Here is a 26,094-nt window from a genome sequence, read left to right as displayed (position 1 = left end):
GTCATTTGTCATTTGTCATTTGTCATTTGTCATTTGTCATTTGTCATTTGTCATTTGTCATTTGTCATTTGTCATTTGTCATTTGTCATTTGTCCTTTGTCCTTTGTCACTTACCAATGCCCAATGCCCAATGCTCAATAACTAAATTGCCTGATATTGAGTATTGCTTCGCCATGATCTGGAATCCAGGCTAGCCACTCATCTGCTGAAACCGGACACAATAAAAGTGCTTCGTCAAAACTAAAGGGGTTGGGAAGTTGCAAAAGGTTTACCCAAGTAGAAGCTCTGAACCTCTGTAAGCCTTCCAGATTGTACCTTCTTGTTTGCACAGCAAAATCCGGTCTATGAGAATCTAGTTTCATAGCTTTCTATTAGCCTTCACAAATGGGCTAATCTAAAATTATTTCTGTAACCTAGACTACAAAATAAATAATCCTTGTGAAAAGCATCTGTCTTATAAATTTACGTTGGCTGGGTGTAAGTGTTTGCTTATATTGCAGACCACAACAGGTATGGCACGACAGGTTGTAGACTGGCCACTAGATCGCATTCCCAACTAGAATATGTCATTTACTTCTATGCCCTCGCTGCGCGAGCAACAACATCCCCTAATTCGTCAGCTAGCTGATTGTATTGAGGCAGCTTGGCATCAGCACCTGGATTTATCCCCCTACCATTTGCCTAATGAGTTGGGGTATGTGGAAGGTAGACTAGAAGGCGAAAAACTGACGATTGAAAACCGCTGCTATCAAACGCCCCAGTTTCGGAAAATGCACTTGGAACTGGCAAAAATCGGAAATATGTTGGATATTTTGCACTGCGTCATGTTTCCTCGTCCAGAATACAATCTGCCGATGTTTGGTTGTGATTTAGTTGGGGGTAGAGGTCAAATTAGTGCTGCGATCGCAGACCTTTCTCCAATTCAATTAGAGCGTACCTTACCAGAATCTTATACTTCTGCACTGACACAGCTAAAAGTGCTTAACTTTTCCCAACCCCGTGAATTACCAGAATGGGGAAATATTTTTTCAGATTTTTGTATCTTTGTGCGCCCCAGTTCTCCAGAAGAAGAAACAATGTTTCTGTCGCGGGTGCGAGAATTTTTAGATATTCATTGCATCCAAGCGATCGCCTCACATCCTGTTTCAGTTGAACAAGTCACACAAAATCTTGCTGGACAACACAACTACTGCACTAAACAGCAGCAAAACGATAAAACCCGCCGCGTACTAGAAAAAGCCTTTGGCCCAGCTTGGGCAGAAAATTACATGACCACAGTTTTATTCGACCTTCCAACTTAATCATTCCCCTATCTCCTCATCTGTAGGCTCTGTTACGTTTTCGCGTAACGGATAAATGTAGAATTCATTCAACGAGAGTTTAATGGAGTCCCAAAACAGCAACAGGGAGAGTAGTAAGGTCTTTGAAGCGAATATCACAAAATGGTTTGTTGTCTTGGTAGGTGCAAACAACTAGAGACAGCTAACTTAATCGATCAGAAAGTTAAAGAAATGATGTTAAGAATGCTCAAGTTGACCCTTCGACTTACCTCGGCTCCGCTCGGCACGAGTCGCTCAGGGGGAACAGATATTTTTTAGTTAGTTAATCATTCATTCACTTAAGGAAGACTAACTTTTGTAGCAAGATTGTGTCCAACAAAGGCAACAGTCTATTTTTGATGTTTCTTTTCAATTTTGTGATTAACTATAGCCGTAGTGAATGTAGCAGTAAAATATCGCATCATACCAATTTAGGATTTTGTCTAGAGACGCGATCTATCGCGTTTTTACATCTAGATTCATACTGCTTGTGAATTCTGCTAATTCCCATTGCACTCATGTCTCAATAATACTCAGAGTTATTGAATAGCTAGCTACTATACCGCTTCTGTGTTGAGTCAAATACAGACCTAACCCCCACTCCCTTGCCTGCAAGCGTTGGAGAGTAAGCCTCAAAGCTTTTAATGCCACGTGCTTCTCCTGTCGAAGACGCTCTTGCTAGCTTGGGTACAAGTCGGCAGAGCCGCCCAACGCAGTGGCTTCTCCTTTTAGGAGAGAGGTCAATATATTGCATACATAGATGCGTAGAGAATTCCCGCAGGGTACGAGCGTAGACGCAAAGCGGCTTGTCGTAAGGCATCGCTATAGTAAACACCATTTTGTAAAGCCATAGTGTTGAACGTTCATCACACAATGGATTTTTAAGCCATACCCAGCTTGAAACCACTGTTGTTTGTCCTAACAGCTGGCTGTTGATTAAAAACCCTTTTATTTTTACTTCCATCAGCACAATTCAGATAAATGGGCAAGATACTATGTCAAGGGTGACTGAAAAGCCAAAGCCAAGTGAACAGACACTTAATCACGAACAACCCAAGATTTGGTGGGGTATCGCTATAGCCGTGCCAGTAGTAATCGCTGCTGGGATACTAGGTACGGCCAAAATTGAGCAGTTAAGAAAACTAACTACATCCGTACCAGTAATGCCATCTACCAATAGCATTAGTGCTGTGGGGCGTTTGGAACCGCGAGGCGAAGTTGTTAAATTGTCCGCCCCATCATCAGGATTAGCCCCATCGTCACGAATTCAGCAACTTTTAGTGAGAGAGGGTGAACAGGTAAAGCAAGGTCAAATTGTGGCAATTTTGGACAACCGCGATACCCAAGTAGCCGGACTACAAGAGGCAAAAGCGAAAGTCCAAGAAGCCCGTGCAAATTTAGCACAAGTCAGGGCTGGCTCTCCAAGAGATATTCAAGCTCAAAGAGCAGTTATTGCTCGCCTACAAGCGCAGTTAATTGGGGAAAGGAATGGTCAACAAGCAACGATCGCGCGGATTGCAGCTCAGTTAAGTGGTGATAAACTTGTCCAACAAGCAACTGTAAATCGCCTAGAAGCTGAACTCAGTGGGCAAAAAGAAGCTCTGAGAGCAACGCTTACACGTATTCAAGCCCAACAACGCAATGCCCAAGTTGATGCCGGACGCTATGATTTTTTATACAAAGAAGGTGCGATTTCTCAGCAAGAACGGGATAGTAGACGTTTGAGTGCAATAACTGCTAATCAGCAAGTGGTTGAAAGCCAAGCTACCTTGAAGCAGACATTAGCAACTGTACGACAGCAACTTGCTGAGGCTAGAGCAAACCAAATACAAAATTTAGCAACTTTGCAACAGCAGTTAATCGAAGCCAGAGTTAACCGTGACAAAACTTTAGCAACTTTGCAAAGACAAATTGATGAAGAAAAAGCCAAACTGAGTAAAATTTTAGATGTTACTCCTACCGATGTGCAAGTAGCGCAAGCCCAAGTTAGTAATGCGATCGCAAATGTCAGAAAAGCCGAAGCAGAACTAAGGTTAAGCTACGTTCAAGCACCAATCGCTGGAGAGATTTTAAAGGTTTATACCAAATCGGGCGAAGCGATCGGTGCAAATGGCATTGCTGAAATTGGCCAAACCAACCAAATGTTTGTAATTGCTGAAGTCACCGAAGATAGCATTGGTAAAGTGCGTCTTGGTCAAAATGCTACTATCACCAGTGATAACGGCGCATTTAGCGGCGAATTAAAGGGAACTGTCACTGAAATTGGTAGAAAAATTGGTAAAAAAGATGTGCTGAATACAGATCCAGCAGCAGATGTGGATGCCAGAGTTGTAGAAGTTAAAATTGCTCTGTCTCCAGAAGATAGCCAGAAAGTTTCTGGTTTAACTTACGCCAAAGTTATTGTCGATATTAATAATTAATTAAGTTGTAGGTGAGCAGTAACCCCAATCCATAATTTGATATTTTGGATTAAAAATACTCTTTAATAGTCTGTTTAATCAATTTTAAACATTCTATCAATCCGGTACTGGTGTCACCATAATGGGTTGAAAATCTAAAATTGCTAAAATTGCTAACCTTGCTATAAAATGAATCAGAAAATACCTCTATCATGGCTACAACTGACAAGAGAAAAAACTCGCCTAGCTGTGGCTTTAGCAGGAATTGCTTTTGCCGATATTTTAATGTTTATGCAACTCGGCTTTCGGGATGCTCTGTATTATAGTAACGTTCGATTCCATAACAGCTTGCAAGGCGATATTGTTTTAATTAATAGTCAATCTAACGCTATATTGGCGATGAGAAGCTTTTCTCAACGACGATTATATAAAGCTTTAGAATTACCCGCCGTTCAATCAGTACATCCGATATATTTGGACTTTACAATCTGGAAAAATCCTGTAACAGGTCGTCCTCGGAGTATCCTAATCTTTGGAATTAATCCAGAAAATAACCTATTTAACTTACCTGGAGTTCAGGAAAATTTAGATAAACTTAAACTACCTGATGTAGTTCTATTTGACCGTTCTTCTAGGGTAGAGTATGGCCCGATCGCTGCTAATTATGAGCAAGGAAAGATTGTAACAGCAGAAGTACGAAGGCGGCGAGTTCAAGTAGAAGGGCTATTTACATTAGGCGCATCATTTGGCGCAGATGGTAATTTAATCACGAGTGATATCAACTTTCTGCGAATATTCAGTAATCGTCAAAAAGGATTAATTGATATTGGGCTAATTAGATTAAAACCAGGAGCTGATGCTAATGTTGTTGCTCAAGAATTACGTAAATATTTACCGAATGAAGTAAATGTTTTAACTAAACAAGAATTTATTGAGTTTGAGCGGAATTATTGGGCAAATAGTACAGCTATTGGTTTTATTTTCACATTAGGGACAGTCATGGGTTTCATTGTTGGTACTGTGATTGTTTATCAAATTCTTTATACAGAAGTTGCAGATCACTTAGCTGAGTACGCTACTCTTAAGGCAATAGGTTATACACAAAACTATTTATTGACAGTCATTCTTCAAGAAGCTTTATTATTAGCAATTTTAGGCTATTTTCCTGGAATAGTTTTTGCCTTATTTATGTATAATAGCGCCAGAAATGCAACACTTTTACCAGTTTTTATGAGTTTTGACCGAGCGACAATGGTATTGATTTTGACTATAATAATGTGCATTATTTCTGGGGCGATCGCAGTTAGAAAATTACGCTCTGCCGATCCAGCAGATATCTTTTAATTAATTCAATATAAATTAAAAGATATCAACAATAAGTCTAAATTATAATAATAATTAAGTAAATTTAATTTTTGACACTCATTAGAGTTAAATGTGGAAAATACTAATTTATAACTAAAACAAAAATATGATGGAAAAAGAACCTGTAATCGCCATTAAAAATCTCAATCACTACTATGGGAAAGGTGCATTAAGAAAACAGATATTATTTGATATTAACCTAGAAATTTATCCAGGTGAGATTGTGATTATGACCGGGCCATCAGGTTCAGGTAAAACAACATTACTTAGCTTAATTGGTGGTTTGCGGTCTGTACAACAAGGAAGTTTAAAATTTTTAGGTGAAGAACTTATTGGCGTCAGTCAAAACAAATTAGTGCAGATGCGACGCAACATTGGTTATATTTTCCAAGCTCATAATTTGCTAGGGTTCTTGACAGCCAAGCAAAATGTGCAAATGGCAGTGGAATTGAACGATAATATTTCTCAAACAGAAGCAATGGCTAAATCAAAAGCTATGCTAAGGTCTGTTGGTCTAGAAGAACGAGTTGATTATTACCCAGACAATCTTTCTGGTGGACAAAAACAAAGAATTGCGATCGCCCGCGCCTTGGTAAATCATCCCCCCTTGGTACTAGCAGACGAACCAACAGCAGCATTAGATAAACAATCAGGACGCGATGTTGTAGAAATAATGCAGAGTTTAGCCAAAAATCAGGGAACTACTATCTTATTAGTGACACACGACAACCGCATTTTAGACATAGCCGATCGCATCGTAGAAATGGAAGATGGTCTTTTAACCCGTAATTCCTCTAATACAGTTATTCAGTGATGATTTTAGTCATTAGTCATTAGTCCTTTGTGAATGACCAATGATATCATGTCTGGTTAAACACTTATAGGAGTTACGCGAAAACCCTCCCAAACTCTCATTTCTCCGTGACCTCTGCGTCCTCTGTGGTTCGTTTTCCGTTACCTGTGCGTAAGTCCTAACTTATAATATCTGTAGGTTGGGTTGAGGAACGAAACCCAACATTTGATCCTTGTTTATGTTGGGTTTCACTGGTGTTCAAATGCCACTTGCTTCAAGCCGGGGAACCCGTTCAACGCAGTGGCTCCCCAACCAACCTACATTGATAGATTTTATTACAAGTAATAACCCGAACTTGATATGACTAATGACTAATGATCAATACTTCTCTACGAGACGCTGTTCGCGTTCGCTCAGTACAAGTGACCAATGACCAATGACCAATGACCAATGACTAATGACAGCCATAATTTATCATCTAGCCGAGCCTGATTTTTTAATTCCAGGTGACTTTGGCGGAGTTGGAGTATTTGGTTGGCGACTAGTACGAAAAGTCACATTTACACCTTCATTTGATTGTTCCAGCACCAGTAAAGGCGTAGGTTTAGCCTTTTGATCCCAATGCATGGTAGCAATCCGACCTTGAATTATTGGTTGCCAACTATCTTCGTCTTCTATGGGGCTTAAGTAAGTTTCTATACAATCAATAATTTGACTAATAGTTGCAGAAGTTGCTTGTGTCGGTAACTTCATTAACTTGATTTGAATCCGAAACAGCACCCGTTTAGCAGAATTCCCTGGACTACCAGTCTCATATTCGACATCAAAAATTTCATCTACTTGCCGTCCAGCACTATTAGCAATTCCGACCGATCCAAGTTGTGCTTGATTTGGACGCAGAGCTTGAGAAATTTTTTCTTTGATCTGAATCTTTATTTGATTAAGAATTGCAAAATGAAACACCTCCTCTGACATCCGCATTCGCAGATAATCCAGGTTAAAGTCCCGTGAATTCACCAAATCGGGATTAGTTTCCATTTTGCGAATTGTTTCCAGCGCCAGCTTAAACTTTTTCTCTAGTTCTCGTGCGCGGAATTGTTCAAACTTAAGTTTTTTCTCCAGCTTATCCATCTGGAGTTTACTATACACAATCAAAGCAATCACCACTAAAGCCAGTCCTCCAGAAGCTACCAACAATAATGGTGGTATTTCAGGATTACTTGCTGGCACTTCCTGGGATGCCTTTTTAGTAGTCTTTTTCCCAGAGGATTGGGCAAGAAACATTGAAGTGGACATGGTTGGAAACTGAAAAACTTGACTCCTGATGTTTAGGATGCCCAAATCTTCAAGGTCATCTTGCTGTATGATTAATATTTTTTACAGCGTTTTACAAATCGTATATGTCCAGACATTTGAGCCTCTCTCCCCTATCTGAGGTTTCATCTACAAGCTTTAGCAAGATTCGTCTGATAGCCACAGATATGGATGGCACTCTGACTAGACGAGGAAAATTTACTCCAGCACTGCTACAAGCTTTAGAGGATTTAGCCGCAGCTGATATTAAGGTGCTAATTGTCACCGGACGTTCTGCTGGGTGGGTAAGTGGATTGAGTAGTTTAATGCCAGTGGCAGGTGCTATGGCAGAAAATGGTGGTTTATACTTTCTACCTGGAAATCAGAAACCATTAGTTTTAACACCTATTCCTGATTTAGTTCACCATCGCCAGCACTTGGCTACAACTTTTCAGAATTTACAAACTAAATTTCCTCAAATCCAAGAATCTGCTGATAATCGCTTTCGCATCACCGACTGGACTTTTGATGTAGCTGGTTTGCGTCAAGACGAGCTACAAACTCTAAATAATCTCTGTCAACAAATGGGTTGGGGATTTACCTATAGCAACGTGCAGTGTCACATTAAACCCCAAGGGCAAGATAAAGCTGTGGGATTGTTGCAGGTATTGCGCGAATATTTGCCTGATTATTCACCAGAACAAATTGTCACTGTAGGCGATAGTCCCAATGATGAAAGTTTATTCGATCGCCGTTATTTTCCTGTTTCTGTAGGCGTGGCAAATGTGCTGGAATATGCAGATAAATTGCAACATCAGCCCGCTTATATGACCGCAGCTGCCGAAGGCGATGGATTTTGTGAGTTATCCAGTTACATTTTGCAAAGCTTGTACATCCCAAGTTAGAGAGAAGTAGAGTTGTTCTACAATAATCTCGTAGCACTGAGTTTACAACCATGACAGCTACTCTACCTGTTAGTGTCGAATCAGAAATCTTCTACCCCAGTGCTGATGGTCAACCAGTGGCAGAAACCTACGACCACCTTTATGCTTTACTAACTACCTTAGAAGTCCTGAAACAGTATCTGGCAAATCGTCAGGCAACAGTATTAGGAAATCAATTTCTTTACTATGCACAGGGCTTTCCCAAATTACGGGTAGCCCCAGATGTGATGGTGATTTTTGATGTTGCACCTGGCGGTCGGGACAACTATAAAGTTTGGGAAGAGGGTCAAGTACCCACAGTTATTTTTGAAATGACATCCTTTGGAACTAAGGGACAAGACGAAATCTTCAAAAAGACCCTCTATGAACAGCTAGGTGTCAAGGAATACTGGCTATTTGACCCTAAAGGCGAGTGGGTGGAACAACAGTTACGTGGCTATCGCCTGCGGGGAGAAATCTACGAACCGATACAAGATGGACGCAGTGAACCGTTACAACTACGCTTGGTAGTTGAGGGAAGGCTAATTGGATTTTATCGAGAGGATACGGGGGAAAAATTACTGATACCTGGTGAACTGGTAGAGGCTTTACGACAGGAAGTTTTAGCAAGACAGCAGGCAGAAGAACTAGTAGAACAAGAACGCCAACGAGCAGAACAAGAACGCCAACGAGCAGAACAAGAACGCCAACGAGCAGAACAAGAACGCCAACGAGCAGAACAGGCAGAGTTGCAGATAGAACAGTTAAAGGCAAGGTTGCGATCGCTCAATCTAGACCCCGATACTATTGAGTAACCCGCAAGGTGTAATTCCAAAAGTTACTGTAGCTATGCAAGAGTTTTTTTATAATGGACAAACTGGTGGTGAATTTTACTTAGAATCAGTTGCAACGGCAGTGTTGGCACAAATTATTTACCGACGCTCAAACATATCTGGACGGCTCAAACGTCCACCAGAGTTTTTAGACCCAAATTTGTTAAAGTCCGCCTTAGAATACATCAGAACGCATCTATCCCAAGAACTTAACCTGAATCAGATTGCTGCCACAGTAGGATTCAGTCCATCTTGCAGATTTTTGATTATATCTTGGCTAAATACCAAGTAGACAATTTGTTACCTGTATTTTTGCTACATTTATTACCTGAGACAGAATACAATAGATGAATCTCTAGCGCGTTTCAATCTAGTAAGTCTCAACAATACTAATTTAATTGAGAAGACTGTTTTATACAGTAATTCCCAAGCAAAACTGAATCAAAGGATAAATAAACCGCCAACCTTTTAAGCACCCAGAGACGCTAAGAGATTAATAGATACTCCAAAGACAGGTTAGCGTTTTATTTCCTACTTCCACTAGAAAGTCCAAGATCGATGTAGAGTCAAGAATTTACCTTTAATTACTGAGGTATAAAATTATGCAAGAAATTGAAAGATTCTTTGGCAACTTGTTCAGTGGCATAATCAACCGCTTTAAGTATTCTGCGATGGACGCTGCCGATCGCAAAATGAGAGAAACCATCGACGATCAGATCGAACAACGGCGACAAAAACCCAAACCCCAAGATCGAGAAGACCAGGAGTAGACCTTTAAAACAGCAAGATTTTCATTACTAAGTGCTGCCCGATTGTTGAGTAGGCAGCACTATTTTCTTGACCTCACTTGGTCAAGCAACTATAACTCTTCAGAATATGCTAACCTAGTATGGTTAACTAATCTCGCACATCTAAGAATTCGGGTGTTTCCCTGTTGGGAAATACACTTGGATGGAGGTTTAACCCGAATCGGAGTTGAAAAATATATGCCAGTAGTTTCATTGGCTCAAATGATGGAGTCAGGGGTTCACTTTGGGCATCAGACCCGGCGTTGGAACCCAAAAATGTCTCCTTACATTTATACTTCCCGCAATGGCGTGCATATTATCGACTTGGTGCAAACTGCCCAGTTGATGGATAATGCTTACAACTATATGCGATCGCACGCAGAACAAGGGAAGAAATTTCTTTTTGTCGGCACCAAGCGTCAAGCAGCTGGAATTATTGCCCAAGAAGCTAGCCGTTGTGGTTCCCACTACATTAACCAACGCTGGTTGGGCGGAATGTTGACCAACTGGGCAACCATTAAAACACGGGTTGACCGTCTGAAAGATTTAGAACGCCGTGAAGAAACTGGCGCACTAGATTTATTGCCGAAAAAAGAAGCATCAATGCTACGTCGGGAAATGACGAAGCTTCAGAAATACTTGGGCGGCATTAAAACAATGCGAAAAGTGCCCGATATCGTGGTAATCGTAGACCAACGCCGGGAATATAACGCAGTTCAAGAATGCCAAAAGCTAAATATTCCCATTGTGTCCATGTTGGATACAAACTGTGACCCCGATGTAGTAGATATCCCCATTCCAGCAAACGACGATGCTATCAGATCGATTAAACTGATAGTCGGAAAGTTGGCAGATGCCATTTATGAAGGTCGTCACGGTCAGCTGGATGTTGAAGATGATTACGAAGATTACGACGGTAGTGAGTATGACGATGACTACGAAGAAACCGAATATACTGATGCCGTAATTCCCGACGAGGAAACAGAAGAATAGTGCTGAGTCAAGAGTGCTGAGTGCTGAGTAAGATAGAAAGACTCAGCAAATTGGATAGTGCTGAGTCTTGATTTTTGAAGTTGTAAGTTGTGATTTGTCAATGAAGAATAAAATTGATAACTGAACACTCAAAACTCAGCACGGGCTAAACGTCCCGCTAACGCTAACAAAACTCAGTACTCAGTACTAAATTAGGTAAGTGATTACAACTCGAGGTCAAGTTAGGAATTGAGGCAAAATGGCGGAAATATCTGCAAAACTCGTCCAAGAGCTACGCCAAAAAACTGGTGCCGGCATGATGGACTGCAAAAAGGCGCTGATAGAGACTGAAGGCAACGTCGAAGAAGCCGCAGACTGGCTACGGAAAAAGGGCATCTCTAAGGCGGGGGCAAAAAGCGATCGCATTGCGGCAGAAGGTCTAGTAGACACTTACATTCAGCCCAAAGGTCGAGTGGGTGTACTCATAGAAGTCAACTGCCAAACCGACTTTGTTGCTCGTAACGAGGCTTTTAAAGCTTTAGTTAAGAATCTAGCAAAGCAAGCAGCGACAGCTGATAGTGTTGAGTCTTTGTTGGCTCAACCCTATATTGATAATGAAAGTGCGACTGTAGAAGAATTTATCAAGCAAACCATTGCCACCCTTGGTGAAAACATCCAAGTGCGCCGCTTTGTTAATTTTGCAATAGCAGAGAGCACACAAGGTATAGTAGACAGCTACATTCACACTGGCGGTCGAGTTGGTGTATTAGTAGAACTAGGTTCCAAAACTGAGTCAGCAGCTGCTAATTCAGAGTTCCAAACCTTGGCACGGAACACTGCAATGCAAGTTGCGGCTTGTCCAAATGTCGAGTATGTGAGTGTAGACCAAATCCCCGCCGAAGTTGCCCAAAAGGAAAAAGACATTGAAATGGGCAAGGATGATTTGGCGAACAAGCCTGAAAACATCAAAGAAAAGATTGTTCAGGGACGGATTGAAAAACGCTTGAAAGAATTGACTTTGGTCGATCAGCCTTACATTCGCGATCAGAGTATTTCCGTGGAAGACTTGATAAAGCAAGTGAAGGCACAATTAGGCGAAGAGATTCAAGTGACTCGCTTTGTCCGTTATATACTGGGCGAAGGCATTGAAAAGCAAGAAATGAGCTTTGCTGATGAAGTCGCTGCACAAATGGGCACCAAGTAATATTAGTCATTAGTCATTAGTCTTTACCAAGGACAAATGACAAATGACTAATGACTCTTTACAAAACAGGTCAGGTTATTTGCTTGACCTGTATTTTATTTAGTAAAGACAGAAAATTTCGCATTTAATTTAAAATCTAAAATTCTCTAAAAAGTTATCCTAAAATAAGTTTGTACATTTGTACTATGTAATGGTTCAGATGGGCAAGAGCGAAAAAATATGGCAAGAGCAATCGAGCGAATTGAGCAGGATATTGCAGCACTCCAAGAAGCGATCCGGGCGATCGCAATCGAACTACAAAGCGCTTATGCTAGTTATCTAAACACCTTGGGGCTAGCTGTACGCAAACAGTTGATTCTCGCAAGTTACCACCTCTGTACCCAAGGATATCCCGAAAACTTTTTGCATTTGTCATTGAATCAGCGTCAACAATTGCAACAAGCTATTCGTAAGTTGGGTCAACTGGCAGCTGAACAATTGCTTATTTATCTTAAAAGTGAAGAATCAGGGGAAGATGAGGTGGATGAGGTGGATGAGGTGGATGAGGAAGTAACATCCTCTTCATCTTCACTATTTCTTTCCACTTCTAATTCTCAGTATCTCACTGCCAACACCTCCGATCCTATAGAACTGGCAAAATGGCAACAGAAATTAGAAGAGGCTGCGCAAGATATACTGAAAAAACTTTCGCACGATGCTAATATTTTGTTACAAAAAGCTCGAGTATTACCGAAAAAATTACCAGAACCGATTTTAGCAGCGGCGGCGGCAGCATCAGAAGCATCTGCTGAGGTAATGCCAGGGCCACCCAATTTATTAAACTTAGTAATTGAAATTGAAAATGAGCAACAGTCAGAAGATTCTGGACTGACTCAAATCATGGCTATTAACCTGCGGCTAGGAGAAATTGAATTTGCTGATGTGACACTTTCCTCTGAGCGCAAGCGAATCCGCAGTATTTTAGTTCAGCTAAACAAACTAGGACGAGAGTATCAAAAGAGACATAAAGAAAAGGCGATCGCTGAAGCGGAAGCTGCATGGCGCGCTAGTTGGTTTGAGAATTAGTCCTTTGTCCTTTGTCCAAAGTCAAATGACCAATGACCAATGACTAATGACCAATAACAATGACTAATGAAAAACCAGATTGGATACGATTGCACAAAGCCTTGGCAATAGAAGCTGAACGTGGCTTTACAGACTTGATGGGCAGAGAATACCGTTTCAGTGAATTTCTGAGCCTAACTTTGGGCAAATTCCCAACAGGCTTACCCCAAACTGAACGCCGCCGTTGGCAAGGATTAGCGGTGCAATTTGCTAGTTATCCACATCTAGCACTAGAAGAAAGGCAGCATTTAATAGCAGAGACTCGTAGGTATCTTTCCCAACTACAGCAAGAGGAGCAGCAAAAGCAGGGGGAGCAGGGGGAGCAGGGGAGAATTTATCAATCCAAAATTAAAAATCCAAAATCTCCAATTGTTACTGAGGTGAGTCGGAGACTTGCACCAAAAATTGAGCAAAAACTCAGTGATTTACCAGAAATAGGTTTTAAAAAAGCTGATAATTTGGCACGGCTTGGTTTACATACCGTCCGTGACTTGCTTTTCTACTATCCTCGTGACCATATTGATTATGCGCGTCAGGTGAATATCCGCGAGTTACAGGCGGGTGAGACGGTGACAATAGTGGCTACAGTAAAGCGTTGCAACTGCTTTACTAGCCCTAAAAATCAGAAATTATCAATTTTAGAATTGGTTGTAAAAGATAATAGCGGTCAAATCAAAATTGGTCGTTTTTACGCAGGTACGCGCTTTAGCAGTCGCGCTTGGCAAGAAAGTTTAAAACGCCGTTATCCAGTAGGTAGCATTCTAGCAGCCTGTGGGTTAGTGAAAGAAAGTAAATACGGCTTGACACTGGATAATCCAGAACTAGAGGTTTTGGCAAATCCAGGAGATTCGATTGAGTCGCTAAATATTGGACGGGTAGTGCCAATTTATGGATTGACTGAAGGCGTGGTGGCGAATACAGTCCGACAAGCGGTAATTGCTGCTTTACCTGCTGCGGCTAACCTGAAAGACCCTTTGCCAAGTGGTTTGCGGGAGAAGTATGGTTTGATGGAATTAAAAGATGCGATCGCTAATATCCATTTTTCCAGCGATAGCGCTGCCTTACAAGTTGCCCGTCGTCGCCTAGTTTTTGATGAATTTTTCTACCTACAACTTGGGTTACTGCAACGTCAGCAGCAAGCAAGGGCGATTCAAACCAGCGCCATCCTTGTTCCACGAGGTCAACTTGTAGAGAAATTTCACGAAATACTACCTTTTCAACTCACTGGCGCACAGCAACGAGTTCTCAACGATATTCTCAACGATTTACAAAAACCTGTGCCAATGAATCGTTTGGTGCAAGGTGATGTCGGTTCTGGTAAAACAGTCGTCGCCGTGCTGGCTATCCTTGCAGCAATTCAATCTGGCTACCAAGCGGCGCTGATGGCTCCCACAGAAGTTTTGGCAGAACAACATTATCGCAAGTTAGTTAGTTGGTTTAACCTACTGCATTTACCAGTGGAATTACTGACAGGCTCTACAAAAACTGCTAAACGAAGACAAATACATTCTCAGTTAGGAACTGGTGAATTGCCTCTGTTAGTGGGAACCCATGCCTTAATTCAAGACCCCGTAAACTTCCATCAACTGGGGTTAGTGGTGATTGATGAGCAGCATCGCTTTGGGGTAGAACAACGGGCGCGTTTGCAGCAAAAAGGCAATCAACCTCATGTGCTAACTATGACAGCTACCCCAATTCCCCGAACTTTGGCACTGACGATACACGGGGATTTAGATGTGAGCCAAATTGATGAGTTACCACCGGGACGGCAAAAGATTCAGACAACAGTATTGTCAGGTCAGCAACGCAACCATGCTTACGACCTCATCCGCCGAGAAATTGTCCAAGGTAGACAAGTTTACGTGGTTCTGCCTTTGGTAGAAGAATCAGAAAAACTGGATTTGCGATCGGCAACTGATGAGCATCAAAAGCTACAAGAAAGCGTTTTTCCTGATTTTCAAGTTGGGTTGCTGCACGGTCGCATGAGTTCAGCCGAAAAGGATGAAGCAATAACCAAATTCCGTGATAACCAAACGCAAATTTTGGTTTCTACTACCGTTGTTGAGGTAGGCGTAGACGTACCTAATGCTACGGTGATGCTCATTGAAAATGCGGAGCGATTTGGCTTATCGCAACTGCACCAACTGCGGGGGCGCGTTGGTCGTGGCGCGGCTCAATCTTACTGTTTATTGATGAGCAGTTCCAGAAGCCCTGATGCTCAACAACGGTTGAAGGTATTGGAACAATCTCAGGATGGCTTTTTCATCTCAGAGATGGATATGCGTTTTCGTGGGCCTGGGCAAGTACTAGGAACTCGTCAATCTGGAGTACCAGATTTTACCTTAGCAAGTTTGGTTGAGGATGAGGAAGTTTTAATTTTAGCGCGGCAAGCAGCAGAGAAAATAATAGAGATGGATGCAACTTTAGAGCGCTGGTATTTGATGAAAGAAGAGTTGAAGTATCGGTATGAGCGCTTGATGGGCGGAGCGATTTTGACATAATATATAATATTCTGAAGTAGAGGACTAACCCGCCTTAACCATCCCCTAACCCGCATAACCCTTTAATTCCCTGTAGCGATCGCTTTGGGGAATTGTGATTTAGTGGGGTTATCTCAGTAGAAAATCGCGTTATTTGTATCAGGTTTGTAGTGCTAGCGATAAAATAATTTAACTATCACGCCGCCCTAAAAACAATATTTATCGGTGTTTGAGGATATTGAATCAAAGGAGAAAGTAAAATTGTAGGAGTTCAACACAAGGAAAATGACTGATACACCCGAATATTTCCCTAACCGAATAGACCGTATTGAACAAATAATCTTGGGGTTGGCTGAAAGACAAACTAGTACACAAGAACAATTAGACAATTTAACGATTAGACAAGCTAACACACAGGCACAACTGGATGAACTAAGCCAAGAAATGAGAGAGCTAACCAGTAACGTTGACCGTGTTTTAGGTCGTAGTGCGATTTTGGATGATGTGTTACTTGAATTACGTGATAGCCATGAACAACATCAACGTAATTTTGAAGAACATCAGCGCACCACAAACGCTGCATTACAAAGTCTTGAGTCAATATTGTTGCAGTTGATCAGAAATAATTCTTGAGATGCGATGGTAAGAGTTAACGACCGCAGGTAGCGTGTAAGAGTACCTACGATCAATTTAGAAGCAATATCAAAAACTTTCTCTATCTGATTGAAGTCCATATTTATTACATTTAACTATATCCAACATTATCGGTAATAACTTACAGCAGTTTGCAACAAGCGTGAGGTACAAAACCGAGGACTCAAAAATTAAATTATTCTTCTCCCTCCAGCATAACTGCCTCCTGCCTCCTGCCTCAAAACTAGTGACTTTGTACTTCATCCAAACGAAAACTGCTGTATATAAAATTCTACGTCAAGCTATATGAACACTAAGGGATCTAATGCATAGCTGAGGATGACTTGCGGCAACTGCTAGAGAACAGTGCGAGTGAACCCACACTCTTAACCGTAAAACCTGAGAACATACGACGCCTACGCGAGTTGATGAATAATTCTGAAGTTGACGACTAACCCTTTGATTCCCTGTAGCGATCGCTGTGGGGAATTTTGATTTATCGGCTTGTCTCAGTACAAAATCACTAGTTTGTATCAGGTTTAGAATTTATATTTACGTAAATAATGTGACACCTGTAACGCTTATGGAATAAAGTTTTCAGCCGATTGAAAGTGAAAAAACAGATTTGTCATTTACTGACACTTTTAGAATTTGTCAGATTTGACCATATTTGACGACATTGCTGTAAAGGTTCAGGCGGGATACGTGTAAAACGGGACACGTTATAAAGTTTTGTAAATAAAATTGCTGAAACCTTTCATTTAGCGTTGTTTCAGTCTCAAACTGAACTGGACTCTTCAGGTAAGAACATTGCCAAAAATGATTGTTTATGGGCTAGTTTGAGGGACTATTGGGGTGAAGAGTTGATTTCACCGTGCAAAATTTTGATTGTCCAAATATCATTTTGGGGCAAGTTAGTAAATCAATAAAACACGCTCTGCAACAAAAATTTACAACGTGTCCCAATTTGCGCGTATCCCGGCTGAACCCCCTGTACTTCCAGAAGAAAACACTGTTTGATAGTTTCAAATTATGGGAATACTTAGGAATAGAATGTGTATGCTTACAGTTTTATCCCAAAACATAAACTAGGTTTAAATGAATAACGTAATTAAAATTTTTGTACGTTTGTTTTTATTTGTTATTTTTCTTTCTATTGGACGCAAAAAACCGCTACTCTAGGGGATAGAGAGAAAACACGAGTAACCCAGTATTGCAAATAGCGTAACCAACGCAACCAACGTAACCAGCAAGACAACCCCACAACCCCGTCAACTGCTACCAAAATCACCCACAGCAAGCGATAACTCTCAAGATGTGATTCTCTCACCAAGTTGCAAAACCCTCGCCACACGCCCTAAAACTAGCCAATAACGTTAAGTTGACACCAATGATTGCAATACGCCCCTACAACCGATTCATCTGTTGCAAAGTTTTTTGGAAATGGTATTAGACCTAGCTCTGCACTCCTCACTATTCAATCACGATACTTGCTGCATTTCGGCATAAGCTTCATAAACACCCTTCACGTTGTACCAGTTGAGAAAAATTCGAGCAATTTCTAAAGCTAATTGAGGTTTACCTAAATTAATTAGCCATTGCAAAAATGGAGCCATTGTCCGTTCATTTAGTGCGCCATTGAGTGACAAGATACCCCAAAGTAAGCGATGCAGCCAAGTCATTTGAATCATCATTCGCACTTCCCATGTGGGATGCTTTTGATAAAACAAAACTCCCATACGTCCGCGTTGAATTTCTTGGTCAATTAATCGGGGAATTTGCTCTAAGTTAAATGCTGGATGCCAGTGATATCCTACGGCTTCTGGACATTTAATTAGTGTCAAACCTAGTTTTTTCAGCCGCACACCTAATTCTAAATCTTCCCAGCCATAGAGTTGAAAGCTAGTGTCAAAAAGTCCGGCTTTATCTAACCAATGTTTGGGAATTGCTACATTTCCCGTAGCAAAAAAAGCTGCTGAAAAATCTGTGACTTTGTAGGGTTCAGCCGTTGGATTGTTGAAGTTACAAGTATTAATAACTGCACCGTAAGTAAAAAAGCGATCGCTCCCCAATTTCTCTTTCCCTTGCACTAGTGCATCAGTATGAGCTTGCAGGAAATTCTTCAGCACTACTAGATCGCTATCAATAAAGATAATTGTGTCTCCCTGCGCCTTCTCTACTCCCAAATTCCGAGCCGCAGCTGGGCCAGCATGATCTTGCCCAAACCAGCGCACATGGGGAAACTCTTCTTTGTATGCTGCTAACCACTCCAATGTGCCATCAGTAGAACCATCATCTACCAAGACAATCTCGTAATCAGTAACCGAACTTGGCTGACTCAACTCCTGCACCTCCAAGGCGCGGAGGCACTTTTCTAAAATCGGTTGGCGATTATAAGTCGGTATCACAACGCTGAAAAACACAGTCTCACCCACAACACTATTTACACATCTCCAGGATAGGACATATCAGGCGCTGACACTGTTCCTTACCGATTCTGGTTGAGAAAACAGCAAAGGTTGATAATTCCTCCCCAAGGCATCGGGGAGAGTGCGCGTCTGGGTAAGTGTGGTATCTGTCACAAATATTTTTTGAATTGGTATAACTTCTTATTTTTAAATTTAGTAAAGAACAAAGGCTTTAATCAACTACAAAATAAATTTCTATTAATCAAGATATAACCTGGCGTTAATTTTTGGTCATTAGATTATATGACAAACTGAAAATTTTTTGTCTAGTTAGTTGACCTAAATAGCAAACAACCTTTTGTTTAAGAACGGGTTACTGACCATTCAAAATGTATGGCATTTCACGTAAATAATTGATGGCTTTTTCTGCCAGTAATCAAGATTTGCCTTTACGAAATTCTTGATGTCACAAGAGAGGAGAGTTTGATGTCTAAATTAAGTCGCAGACAAATTTTAGTATTTTTTGCTGGCAGTGCTGGTGCGGCTGTGTTGGGAGACACAATTATAGATGGTATTTCTAGTATTGCCGGAGCAAGCAACAGGCCACTGAGCTTTACACCAGTGCGCTTACCCCATTCCTTACCCGTTTATAAACAGCAGAAAAGTTTTTTGCCAACGGGAATCGGTCAGGGACAGGTAATCAATGCATCTGCAAATACGAAGTTAAATAGCTATAACGTAGTTGACGATTTGGTAGTGCCACCAGAATATGAACGTTATGTAATTATCAGCTGGGGCGATCGCGTCTTTCCTAACAAAGATGAATATTTCGGTTACAACAACGATTATACGGGTTTCATTCCTCTGGGCAGAACCAACGATGTCGGCTATTTGTGGGTGAATCACGAATATGTGAGTTTTCCTTTTTCCGATCTAGCACCAGAAGCTCCTGCTGATGTTAAAGGATTGACTACCACCTTTAAATCAGTGATTGGCTGGGCTTTACCTGCCACCAGAGGTATTGAATTTGACGGCGAAGTTCTATATAACTTAGGCGGATCGATTGTCCGCATTTCCCGACGTAATTCTAGTAGCCGTTATGCTGTGGTTAAAGGTGATGCAAGAAATCGCCGCCTTCATGGTCTTTCTGGGTTGGGAATTAATAGCCAAAGGAGTGATGGATATAAAAATCTCACTTCTTGGGGAAATCGTAGCTACCAAAAAGGCGATCAAAACTATCTCATCGCAACTGGCCCGGCTGCAACCCAAGTATTTAACCTCTCCTCTGATGGATTAGGTAACAAAATTATTGGCACTGGCTATAACTGTTCTGGCGGTACAACTCCTTGGGGAACTATTTTAAGTGCTGAAGAGAACTTTCAAGGAAGTGTAGGAGGTTTTGTTGGTGTTACAGAATCAGTCAATCCTAATGGTACTCAAACAGGTTACATCGATGGTACTACTGGTAAAACCTTCGGTTTAGTTGGCGAAAAATACGGTTGGATTGTCGAAATTGACCCTGTTAATCCAAATTTCCGCCCTCGCAAGCACACTTCATTGGGTCGTTTCCGCCATGAAAACGTTGCCATCCGTGCTGAAGCTAGAAAACCATTAATTGCCTACATGGGTGATGATAGACGTGGGGGACACACCTGGAAATTTATCAGTGCAGGTGTTATTTCTTCACCAACCAATAAAGCCAACAGCAGTTTATGGGAAAGTGGTACATTGTATGTCGCCCGTTACAATCCAAATGGTACGGGTCAATGGATACCCTTAAATTTAAACACTTCTACCAATCCCATTTCGCCATCGGTAATTTCTTCTGTGGAGTTTGCTGCTTTGGGTTCGGCTCAAAGAAATGGTCTTTTACCCCTACCAAAACGCAATGGGATTGCAGGTCAAACTACAGATGGCGGTTCCCTCGCAGTCGATCGCACCAACGAAGCAGAGAGACTACCTGCTTATCAAGGTAAGAAGCTATCTGACTTCTACACTTCCCAAGGTGCTATTCTCAGTGATGCTTTTTTAGCAGCAAATTTGGCTGGCGGAACTCCGACAGCACGTCCAGAAGATATAGAAGTGCATCCGACCACCAAAGAAGTATTCATTTCCTATACTGATGGTGCACCAGGAAGTGACGGTTATCCAGATTCACGCATTTTCCAGGTTGCCAAGTTAAGTACAAACGTCAATGCAACACAGCAGTCTGGAGGATTGTACAAGATTATTGAAGATAGCGCCGATGGTACTGGTCTAACCTTCCGTTGGCAAAGATTTGCTCAGGGTGGAGAAGCCGGATCGATTTCTGGTGCTGGTTTTGCCAATGTCGATAACCTAGTGTTCGACAATAAGGCAAATATTTGGGGGGTAACGGATATGTCTACCACCACTCACAATGGTTTTAATGTTGGTGCTGCTGGTACTGTAACTATCATCGACCACACAGCCAATGGTAATGTTTCCAATTTTACAGGAGTTTTCGGTAATAACTGGCTATTTTATATTCCTACTACTGGTACTCACGCGGGAAAGGTAATACCCTTTGCTCAGGGGCCAGTGCGTTGTGAGATGACAGGGCCAACTTTTGTGGGAGATACGTTGATTATTTCCGTACAGCATCCCGGCGAAGATAGCCCAATTAATGATGGTACGATTTTGAGTCGTGAGATCGAATTACTGGATTTGAATGGTATTACATTCAATCAGACCCGGACTGTCCCTCGTGGCAGTAGTTGGCCAAGTAACATCCCAACTGCTGACGGTGGTAAGGGTCAACCTAGAAGTCTTCCCAAACCATCTGTAATTGCTATCAAACGTAAAAATCCTACTGGTAGTTTTACTTAAAACTATGTGTGTAGAGACGTTATTATCTAACGTCTCTACATTAATTTTCAAAGTCGGACTATTAGTTTTTTCTTGGGTTTCATTCCCAACGCCATAGCACCAGCGATCGCTATACCACCAAGAGTCATCGGTTCTGGTATGGACGTACTCTTAGAGTAAGTTACCGTACCCACCTCTGTTGTAGACAATAAGTCGCCACTCAGAATGCTATAAAATTTTGTTCCTCCTGTATTTGGATTACCTGGATCGTTACCAATAAAAAACCGATCTTCAACTAAATAGCTCAGTCCTGACAGGTTGCCATTTGTAAAGTTGACTACAGGAGATGATGGGTAATCAAAATCACTTGCTTCTGTGTACTGAGTACCCAAGTAATCAAACAAAATAGATAATCCATTGTTAACGCTTAGAGTTTCCTCGCCTAACCCGCTTAAGGTCGAGTCATCATATCGAAAAGAACCGAAATACTGACTAGGGCGATCGCCAGATGTCGCATTTACGGTGAAATCATAATTAACTAAGGCTGCTTGCGTCGGTTTAACAACAGCAGCAACCGAGATAGCAACAGCGAAAGCAGCAATGCCAATATCTTTAGCTAATTTCATCAGAAAATGCTCCGAAGCTAAAAAATGAATAATTCTGTAATTTCACTTAAATAAACTTTTAAGCAATGTATATAGGTTAAGAAATAACCAACAAAAGATGATCTTCGTTAAATCTTTAAGTTTGTCAAGTATATATAAAATTTGTATAAACTTATTTCAATATTTACAGTAGCTTATATTTTTAGTTTAGGCATAGGCATAGCCCTTACACATAGCAATCCTATCTAAGTTGTGAAAACGAAAAAACCACTTTTTCTGTGAAATGCTAAGAAAAGAAAAATAAGTTTTCACATCTAATTTAGGACTGCTATAGTTGCGAAAATCAGGCATGGAGATTTGCTTGTTCCTGCAACCACGGATCGACAGGTTGTCCATCTTTGCGGCGTAATTCAATTTCCACTACCATCACTTCTTTGGAACCAGGAGGTGCAGGTTTTTTATGGAAAATAATGTCATAATCTTCTGGATTGTGTTTATGTTCTTTCAACCATTCCTGTACCTTAGTTGTGGCAAAAAATGATTGCCCTTGCTCAAACATTCGGGTAATCTGCAATTGCAGCGTGTAAGGATTGATCCGACCCATTTTCTACTACCTTTGTTAAGTTAATTTGAGGACAAGTAATCTACTTACCGTAGATAATCTAATGTTAATGCGAAGTAACCACACCTGACACTTCCCATACAGGTAGAACTTCCAGTTTCACCGCCCTGTTATCTGTAAAAATAAAGTCCGAACCTTCTTCGCTGGATAGTTTAAGAAAGCGTCGATGCTTTCGCATTTTGCCTTCCACTGGTTGATAAATTATTATTTTTACCGCTTGACTTTCACCATCTTTAGCAGTAATCACAACGTAGTAATATTATAGTAGTACCTCACCAAAAATTGTCACAAAATTAACTGCACTATACCACTAAAGTTGTACGTACACTAAGGACGAGGAAACCGATTAGTTAAAGATTGCTCAGAATTTTACACTGCTTCTACAACATTTAACCACTTAATTCTGTTATAGATTGGAGAGAGGCACGCCGCTTCAAAAACTGACCAACAGACTCAGATGGTTGTTATGCAGAGCAAAAATCAAGCTGTTTTCGCTTTAATTATAAAAAGCACGATTGTATTTTTACCCTTATTGTTATCCGTTGGAATTGCCAGTGGACAATCTGCACCATCACCTAACCCAGCACTAACTCCGACTCCGGTGTTATCGAATTCAGAACGGGAAGAGTTAGCACGACTACGAGCAGAAAAACGAATTCAACAGCAAGTCCAATCTGATTTTAAAAGCACTTTTAGCCGTACAACTATTTTACTCGATGTTTGGCTAGTTATATTAAGTCTCTTTCCAGTTGCAGTCATTGCTTTGTTATGGCTGTTGCGACGGGTGATAATCCGGGAAATTGTTGATAGGGCAATGCAACAAGTCCAGGGAATGGAAAAATTACAAAATCAGCTAACTACCGTTAAACAAGAGGCTGAAAATGTTATTCAAAATGCTAAACAAATAAATTATGAATTAGAACAACAAACGACTGCTTTACAACAAAAAATTAAAAGTGAACAAGAAAATGTATCTATTCTGATATCCGAGCTAAATTTAGCTAAAGCACAAGTATTAAGTAGATTAGAAGCGGAACTAAAAAAATCTCAAGAAAATATAGAAAAATTAGAGTCAAAATTTGCTTCGGGGTTATCTAAGTTAGAGTTTGATGCTCAACAACAAAAAGATATAGCACTGGATAATTTAGGAAAATTAGCATCTGCGATCGCAGAAGAACTGTCTAAGTTAAAATTAGGTGTACAGCAACAGCAAGAACTAGCCGTTGCTGATTTAGAAATATCAAGGTCTGAGTTCGCGTCTCAACTTTCTGGATGGCAGTCTGATGCTCAAAAACAAAAAGATATAACTTTTGAAAGTTTAACAAAATTGCAGTCGGAGTTTGTAGAAAAATTATCTGAATTACAGATTGATACTCAAAAGCAAAAAGAGATTGCAGTTGAAAATTCAGGTATATTTGAGCGAGAATTTAAATTTCAATTATCTGAATTGCAGATAGATGCTCAAGAACAAAAAAATAAAATTATTGCAAGTTTAGCAGCATTGCAGTCAGAATTTAAATTTCAATTATCGGAATTACAAGTCGATGCTCAAAAATCCAAAGAGTTAATCGTTGAAAATTTAGAAAAATCTGCTTCTGAATTTACTTCGCAATTCTCAGAATTTCAATGGAATGCTCAACAACAAAAGATTCTCATTTTGGAGAAGTTAGAAAGATTAGAAACTGAGTTTGTCTCTCAAATTTCTGAGTTACAATTGGATGCTCAAGAAAGAAAGGATCTGATTCTTCAAGAACTAACTGAAATTACGCCTGAATCTATTATAGAGATGGTGAATTCTGAAGTTGAGGAAGAAATACAGGAACAGCCACAACAACCAGAATTCACTGCTGATGAGTATGTAAAACAGGGAGATGGGCTGTTTTCTCAAAGGCACTATGAAAATGCGATCGCAGCTTACAACCAAGCAGTTAAAATCCAACCTGATGAACCTGTAAGTTGGTTAAAACGTGGTCTAACTCTGGGAAGATTGAAACGCTACCAAGATGCGATCGCATCCTACGATAAAGCGATTGCGATTCAGCCAGATTATCATCAAGCTTGGTGCGATCGCGGCGTTGCTTTTGGGAACTTACAACAGCATCAGCAAGCCTTTGCTTCATTTGACAAAGCTACGCAAATCAAACCTGACGATGCCGTTGCCTGGTTAAATCGCGGTCTTTCTCTAGTAGCATTAGAACAATACGAAGAGGCAATAGCGTCCTTTGAGAAAGCGCTGGAATTCCAACCTAATTCTCCCAAAATCTGGGATAAACATGGTTATACTTTGGTAAGATTGGGACGCGATGATGAAGCGATCGCTAGTTTTAACAAAGCCTTAGAAATTAAGCCAGATTACGCCAGTGCTTATTACAACAAAGCAGCCTGTTACGCACTGCAAAGACAAGTTGACCGATCTCTGTTAACTCTACAACAAGCAATTGAACTTAATCCCAGGTATAAAGAAGACGCAGCAACTGACCTAGATTTTGATGATATTGCCGATGATGAGCGCTTTAAGCAGTTAGTTGCAGAATAAAAATCTAAAAGGCATTTGTCATTTGTCATTTGTCATTTGTCATTAGTGATTCTCCCCCTGCTCCCTGCTCCCTGCCCCCTGCCCCCTGCCCCCTGCTCCCTGCTCCCTGCCCCCTGCTCCCTGCTCCCTGCCCCCTGCTCCCTGCTCCCTGCCCCCTGCCCCCTGCCCCCTTGCTCCCCAGACATGGCTTTGAGTTTAGATGTAAAAGAATCAGAGCGATCACTTTTTTCGGGGGTAAATTGCCCGATTGGGGCATGAATAGCAGCAGGTGGGAGCAGTTTTGGCTGTCGTCGATGATGATTTGGTGATGGGGAAGGCGCTGGACTTTCTTGTGAAGTTTGCCTTTGGCTGATAGCAGACGATCGCTCAAGAGTTGCCAAAGAGGCAAATTTCTCAGAAAGCGGAGATTTCAAGACGGTTTTATTGTCTCTATCTTCCTGCTTTCCTTCTTCTTCACTCAAAGATGTCTTTGGTTCATAACTTTTCAGTTGGAGAGTCGCAGTATTGCTGTGTTGATAGCCGTTGCGAATCTTAGCTGGTGGTAATTGAGGACTCGTCACTTGCTCTACAGTGGGTTTTCTCTTGGCTGGCGGTAGAACTGGTGCAGCTGATGAGGTTAAGCTTTGAGGAAATTTGCTACAAATCATCCGTTCAAATTCCATGTTGAAATGATATGTAGCCTGATCCCGGCGCTGCCAAAATACTAAAATTTGCTGCACGGAAACGGCTTTATAACGACCTTGATATAGTGCCTCAATCACTGCCAGGTGTAGCCAATTAAGGGGGTATTGCGTTTGCCAACGCTCAACTAGCTCATTGGCACTATACCCACCGAGATCGAAACTATAGTTAATTAATAAAGCGATCGCCAAGTTGGCAGAGGTGTCTGGAAGTGTTGTTAACATGAGGCTATTAGCTTTAGGCAATAGGTCTAAGATTTGTCACCCACCGCATATTAGCCTAGCGTGCTTTTAACTACATGGTTTATTTT

Annotated in this window: 23 protein-coding genes; 15 read left to right on the top strand and 8 right to left on the bottom strand. The window is 41.1% G+C overall.

Going from position 1 to position 26,094, the window contains the following annotated elements; genetic code table 11:
• Positions 1–134: 134 nt before the first annotated feature.
• Positions 135–362 carry a hypothetical protein gene (locus tag V7K41_RS32265; protein WP_334854571.1) on the bottom strand — a complete coding sequence of 76 codons (228 nt, stop codon included), beginning with the start codon at positions 360–362 and terminating at the stop codon, positions 135–137.
• A gap of 201 nt (positions 363–563) precedes the next feature.
• Between V7K41_RS32265 and V7K41_RS32260 the strand changes: the two genes are divergently transcribed.
• Positions 564–1,301: a phycocyanobilin:ferredoxin oxidoreductase gene (locus V7K41_RS32260; protein ID WP_334854570.1), complete on the top strand. Its 738-nt coding sequence runs from the start codon at positions 564–566 to the stop codon at positions 1,299–1,301.
• 568 nt (positions 1,302–1,869) lie between these two features.
• Here the strand turns inward: V7K41_RS32260 and V7K41_RS32255 are convergent.
• The gene (locus V7K41_RS32255; RefSeq protein WP_334854569.1) at positions 1,870–2,226 is read right to left on the bottom strand and encodes a hypothetical protein; all 357 of its coding nucleotides are present in this window, start codon (positions 2,224–2,226) and stop codon (positions 1,870–1,872) included.
• A gap of 88 nt (positions 2,227–2,314) precedes the next feature.
• Between V7K41_RS32255 and V7K41_RS32250 the strand changes: the two genes are divergently transcribed.
• The 3 genes from V7K41_RS32250 to V7K41_RS32240 all read left to right on the top strand — a co-directional run bounded on the left by V7K41_RS32250 (position 2,315) and on the right by V7K41_RS32240 (position 5,897).
• Positions 2,315–3,739 (top strand): HlyD family efflux transporter periplasmic adaptor subunit, encoded by a 1,425-nt coding sequence (locus V7K41_RS32250; RefSeq protein WP_334854568.1) that lies wholly within the window; start codon positions 2,315–2,317, stop codon positions 3,737–3,739.
• A 168-nt stretch (positions 3,740–3,907) separates the two neighbouring features.
• Complete coding sequence (gene devC, locus V7K41_RS32245; RefSeq protein WP_334854567.1) at positions 3,908–5,062, top strand: ABC transporter permease DevC; 1,155 nt, start codon at positions 3,908–3,910, stop codon at positions 5,060–5,062.
• Between the two features lie 130 nt (positions 5,063–5,192).
• On the top strand, positions 5,193–5,897 hold the full coding sequence (locus tag V7K41_RS32240) for a DevA family ABC transporter ATP-binding protein (protein ID WP_334854573.1): 705 nt from the start codon (positions 5,193–5,195) through the stop codon (positions 5,895–5,897).
• A 453-nt stretch (positions 5,898–6,350) separates the two neighbouring features.
• On the opposite strand, the gene V7K41_RS32235 is transcribed toward V7K41_RS32240, so the two are convergent.
• Complete coding sequence (locus tag V7K41_RS32235) at positions 6,351–7,172, bottom strand: hypothetical protein (RefSeq protein ID WP_334854566.1); 822 nt, start codon at positions 7,170–7,172, stop codon at positions 6,351–6,353.
• A 104-nt stretch (positions 7,173–7,276) separates the two neighbouring features.
• Between V7K41_RS32235 and V7K41_RS32230 the strand changes: the two genes are divergently transcribed.
• From V7K41_RS32230 to V7K41_RS32190, 9 genes are all read left to right on the top strand, one after another.
• The gene (locus V7K41_RS32230; protein ID WP_334854565.1) at positions 7,277–8,074 is read left to right on the top strand and encodes an HAD family hydrolase; all 798 of its coding nucleotides are present in this window, start codon (positions 7,277–7,279) and stop codon (positions 8,072–8,074) included.
• Between the two features lie 50 nt (positions 8,075–8,124).
• Complete coding sequence (locus tag V7K41_RS32225) at positions 8,125–8,907, top strand: Uma2 family endonuclease (protein ID WP_334854564.1); 783 nt, start codon at positions 8,125–8,127, stop codon at positions 8,905–8,907.
• Positions 8,900–9,217 (top strand): hypothetical protein, encoded by a 318-nt coding sequence (locus V7K41_RS32220; protein WP_334854563.1) that lies wholly within the window; start codon positions 8,900–8,902, stop codon positions 9,215–9,217. Before V7K41_RS32225 ends, V7K41_RS32220 begins: the two co-directional genes overlap by 8 nt.
• Positions 9,218–9,527: 310 nt before the next feature.
• Positions 9,528–9,695: a hypothetical protein gene (locus tag V7K41_RS32215; protein ID WP_334854562.1), complete on the top strand. Its 168-nt coding sequence runs from the start codon at positions 9,528–9,530 to the stop codon at positions 9,693–9,695.
• 216 nt (positions 9,696–9,911) lie between these two features.
• Positions 9,912–10,706, top strand: coding sequence for a 30S ribosomal protein S2 (gene rpsB / locus V7K41_RS32210; protein WP_190913288.1), 795 nt, complete (start codon positions 9,912–9,914; stop codon positions 10,704–10,706).
• Between the two features lie 238 nt (positions 10,707–10,944).
• Positions 10,945–11,889, top strand: coding sequence for a translation elongation factor Ts (tsf, locus tag V7K41_RS32205; RefSeq protein ID WP_334854561.1), 945 nt, complete (start codon positions 10,945–10,947; stop codon positions 11,887–11,889).
• A 219-nt stretch (positions 11,890–12,108) separates the two neighbouring features.
• Positions 12,109–12,954 (top strand): hypothetical protein, encoded by an 846-nt coding sequence (locus tag V7K41_RS32200; RefSeq protein WP_334854560.1) that lies wholly within the window; start codon positions 12,109–12,111, stop codon positions 12,952–12,954.
• A gap of 59 nt (positions 12,955–13,013) precedes the next feature.
• On the top strand, positions 13,014–15,494 hold the full coding sequence (gene recG / locus V7K41_RS32195) for an ATP-dependent DNA helicase RecG (RefSeq protein ID WP_334854559.1): 2,481 nt from the start codon (positions 13,014–13,016) through the stop codon (positions 15,492–15,494).
• Between the two features lie 264 nt (positions 15,495–15,758).
• Complete coding sequence (locus tag V7K41_RS32190; RefSeq protein WP_323202785.1) at positions 15,759–16,106, top strand: hypothetical protein; 348 nt, start codon at positions 15,759–15,761, stop codon at positions 16,104–16,106.
• Positions 16,107–17,587: 1,481 nt separating this feature from the next.
• On the opposite strand, the gene V7K41_RS32185 is transcribed toward V7K41_RS32190, so the two are convergent.
• Entirely contained in the window at positions 17,588–18,541 is a 954-nt protein-coding gene (locus V7K41_RS32185; RefSeq protein ID WP_334854558.1) for a glycosyltransferase family 2 protein, read from the bottom strand.
• 459 nt (positions 18,542–19,000) lie between these two features.
• On the opposite strand from V7K41_RS32185, the gene V7K41_RS32180 reads away from it, so the two are divergent.
• A complete protein-coding gene (locus V7K41_RS32180) occupies positions 19,001–21,361 on the top strand; it encodes a PhoX family protein (protein ID WP_334854557.1) in 2,361 nt (786 codons plus the stop codon).
• Positions 21,362–21,408: 47 nt separating this feature from the next.
• Here V7K41_RS32180 and V7K41_RS32175 read toward each other — a convergent pair whose 3' ends face one another.
• The 3 genes from V7K41_RS32175 to V7K41_RS32165 form a co-directional block, all read right to left on the bottom strand.
• Positions 21,409–21,966: a PEP-CTERM sorting domain-containing protein gene (locus V7K41_RS32175; RefSeq protein ID WP_334854556.1), complete on the bottom strand. Its 558-nt coding sequence runs from the start codon at positions 21,964–21,966 to the stop codon at positions 21,409–21,411.
• A gap of 322 nt (positions 21,967–22,288) precedes the next feature.
• Positions 22,289–22,549 carry a hypothetical protein gene (locus tag V7K41_RS32170; protein WP_179068682.1) on the bottom strand — a complete coding sequence of 87 codons (261 nt, stop codon included), beginning with the start codon at positions 22,547–22,549 and terminating at the stop codon, positions 22,289–22,291.
• Positions 22,550–22,613: 64 nt separating this feature from the next.
• Positions 22,614–22,745 (bottom strand): hypothetical protein, encoded by a 132-nt coding sequence (locus V7K41_RS32165; protein WP_334854555.1) that lies wholly within the window; start codon positions 22,743–22,745, stop codon positions 22,614–22,616.
• A gap of 288 nt (positions 22,746–23,033) precedes the next feature.
• Between V7K41_RS32165 and V7K41_RS32160 the strand changes: the two genes are divergently transcribed.
• On the top strand, positions 23,034–25,103 hold the full coding sequence (locus tag V7K41_RS32160) for a tetratricopeptide repeat protein (protein WP_334854554.1): 2,070 nt from the start codon (positions 23,034–23,036) through the stop codon (positions 25,101–25,103).
• A 32-nt stretch (positions 25,104–25,135) separates the two neighbouring features.
• Here V7K41_RS32160 and V7K41_RS32155 read toward each other — a convergent pair whose 3' ends face one another.
• Positions 25,136–26,008 carry a hypothetical protein gene (locus V7K41_RS32155; protein WP_334854553.1) on the bottom strand — a complete coding sequence of 291 codons (873 nt, stop codon included), beginning with the start codon at positions 26,006–26,008 and terminating at the stop codon, positions 25,136–25,138.
• Positions 26,009–26,094: the final 86 nt, after the last annotated feature.

This window comes from Nostoc sp., from assembly GCF_036917415.1.
Taxonomy (GTDB): Bacteria; Cyanobacteriota; Cyanobacteriia; order Cyanobacteriales; family Nostocaceae; genus Nostoc.
Note: the sequence above shows the minus strand (reverse complement) of the source record. Positions and strands in the feature narration are given on the sequence as shown.